Source organism: Actinomadura pelletieri DSM 43383 (genome assembly GCF_003634705.1).
Taxonomy (GTDB): domain Bacteria; phylum Actinomycetota; class Actinomycetes; order Streptosporangiales; family Streptosporangiaceae; genus Spirillospora; species Spirillospora pelletieri.
Genome location: NZ_RBWU01000013.1, coordinates 1 through 2287 on the forward strand (window position 1 = coordinate 1; position 2287 = coordinate 2287).

General features: G+C 69.7%; 4 protein-coding genes. 2 read left to right on the plus strand and 2 right to left on the minus strand.

Annotated features, from left to right (window positions below; genetic code table 11):
• Window positions 1-416, minus strand: a 416-nt coding sequence (locus BZB76_RS33995; protein WP_246007385.1) for an alpha-amylase family glycosyl hydrolase, incomplete at its 3' end; no start/stop codon positions are given.
• 559 nt (window positions 417-975) lie between these two features.
• Between BZB76_RS33995 and BZB76_RS34000 the strand changes: the two genes are divergently transcribed.
• On the plus strand, window positions 976-1323 hold the full coding sequence (locus BZB76_RS34000; RefSeq protein ID WP_147449656.1) for a hypothetical protein: 348 nt from the start codon (window positions 976-978) through the stop codon (window positions 1321-1323).
• 4 nt (window positions 1324-1327) lie between these two features.
• Window positions 1328-2146, plus strand: a complete 819-nt coding sequence (locus tag BZB76_RS34005; protein WP_121438560.1) for an STAS domain-containing protein — start codon at window positions 1328-1330, stop codon at window positions 2144-2146.
• Here BZB76_RS34005 and BZB76_RS36575 read toward each other — a convergent pair.
• Window positions 2094-2287 (minus strand): hypothetical protein (locus BZB76_RS36575; RefSeq protein ID WP_337959804.1); only part of this gene is annotated, 194 nt, incomplete at its 5' end. The two genes, BZB76_RS34005 and BZB76_RS36575, sit on opposite strands and share 53 nt — an antisense overlap.

A 2287-nucleotide genomic window follows, 5' to 3' on the forward strand; every position in this document is an offset into this window, starting at 1 on the left:
AACCAGGGGTGTTGGTCGGAGGTGTGGTTCATGACCAGATCCGCGATGACCCGGATGCCGCGGGCGTGGGCCTGCTCGATCAACTCGACGAAATCACCGAGTTCCCCGAATTCGGGAAGGATCTGGGTGTACTCGGCGATGTCGTAGCCGCCGTCGCGGAGCGGTGACTGGTAGATGGGCAGGAGCCAGAGGCAGTCGATGCCGAGCCATTGCAGGTGGTCGAGTTTGGAGATCAGGCCGCGCAGGTCGCCGTAACCGTCGTTGTTGGAGTCGGCGAACCCGCGGACCGACGCCTCGTAGAACACCGCCGTCTTGAACCAGTGCGGATCACGTGGCGTCTCCGGACGGAACGCGTCCGGGACCGTACGCGTGGCCGTCTCCGGCGCCCCCACCTCCGGCGTTCCGGTCTCCAGCATCCGGTCCTCCGGCTCGGTGACCTGCTCCGACGTGCTGCGGGTGGAGTTCGGCGGCTGGACGTGCATAGGTCACCCCGGTCGGTTGGAGACATCTAGATCAGCAATTCCCGCCGCCCGGGCCCGAGACGTCCACGACAGGCAACCATCCGTAAAAATCTCAGCACCATCCGTGACCGTCGCCCCGGTTTCGTGACCGGGGAGACCCGGCGGACCGGGCGGGCCGGACCCATGCCCGGGGTAGATCGCGCCGTGCCGGGCCCGTCCGGGCGCCGCCCCCTCCCGGCCTGAGGGTCATCGACCGGTCGCCGCCGGGTATGCCGCCGGAAAGAAGCGCAAAGAAAACGTCGAAAAACGGCCCGGTCATTGGTTTTCGCCATCCCGAAAACTTGCCGCGCGGCGGTTGTGTCGTGTCCGGGTTTTTAGCTTCGTCGCTTTTTCTGTCGGATGTCCCGGGTAGGTCATTTCCAAGCTCAGAACCCGTCGCACCGGCGGGTTCTGATCAGTTCGGACGGAAAGCGTCCGTCCAGAAGCGATCGGAGGGACAGTGGAGCGCTGGGAGATGTCGCCATCGGTCGTACCAACGCGCGACGAGCTCGTGGCGCGGCTGCGCGTTCGCTTCGCCGATGTTCCGGCGGAGCACGTGCGCCGCTGCGTGGACGACCTGTGGTGCTGCTGCGCCCATCTGGGGGTTCGGCCCGAGGAGCGGATCATCGAACGCCTCGCGGCGTCCCGCCTGACGGGCGTCGTGCGCGGTGGCCGCCCGCCCTACCCGGGCGAGGACGAACCTCCGGGCGGACGGTCCCCGTCGAGACCGCCCGGATCCCATGCGCCCAGACCCCACGCGACCGCCCTGTCCGCCCCGTCCAGGCCCACCCGCCCGGTCGTGAGCACCCCGGTCGGGATGTGACCCCATGAAGGACACCACGGTGCCGGGCCTCAACGTCGAGACCCGCCAGGGCTTCATCGTGCTGACCCTGCCCCCGCAGATCAGCTGGCAGAACTACGCGGGGATCCGGGAGGGGGTGAGCAAGGCCCTGTCCCTCGCGGGGACCCGCACCGGAGTCGTCATCGACTTCGGTGACGCGGTCCTACTGGACGCGGCAGGCCTGGTCCTGCTGGCCCGCGCGGAGACCCGGGCGCAACTGCTCGGCTGCGCGCTGCGGGCCGTCGTGCCCGCCGAGTCCGCACCGGTACGGCGGGCCCTGCACCTCACCGGCCTGGCGCGGCTCGTCCCGGTGTTCCCGGACGTCGCGTCGGCGACGGTCACACCCGTCCCGGACGCCGCGACGGGCGACCTGGACACCACCCATGTGCTGGACGCCATCCGGGCCCTGCATCCGGGCGACGGCGGCCTGGCGCCGGATCCGCCCGCACCGTCCGAACTCATGATCACCACGACGGCGGCGGGGGACGGCGACCACACCGTCGTCCACCTGTCCGGCATGCTCGACGAGTCGACGGTGCCGCGCCTCGGGGAGACCCTCACCACCCTCGTCGAGGGGGACCGGCGCCACCTCATGGTGCGCATGCACGACCGGCTCGGCGTCCGCTGCGACCCGCTGCCGATCCTGCTCGGCATCCGCTGGCGCGTCGCCGCCGACGGCGGTTGCCTGGCGCTGCCCGCGCTGCCCGCCAGACTCCGCGAGATCATCGACCGCGAAGGTCTCGGCTCCGTCTTCACCGGCTGCCGCTCTCTTGAGGAACGCCTGGTAGGCGCCGAGGCTCTCTGACCCGGTCGTCGCCGCCGACCCGCACACCTTCGTCGTTCCGTTCGATCGTGAAGATGTGTGCGGGTCGGGTGTGTGGGTCGAGGTGGACGTAGTTGGTGGCGGTCCAGGTGTAGGTGGTGCCGTCGAGTTGGTCGGTGACGG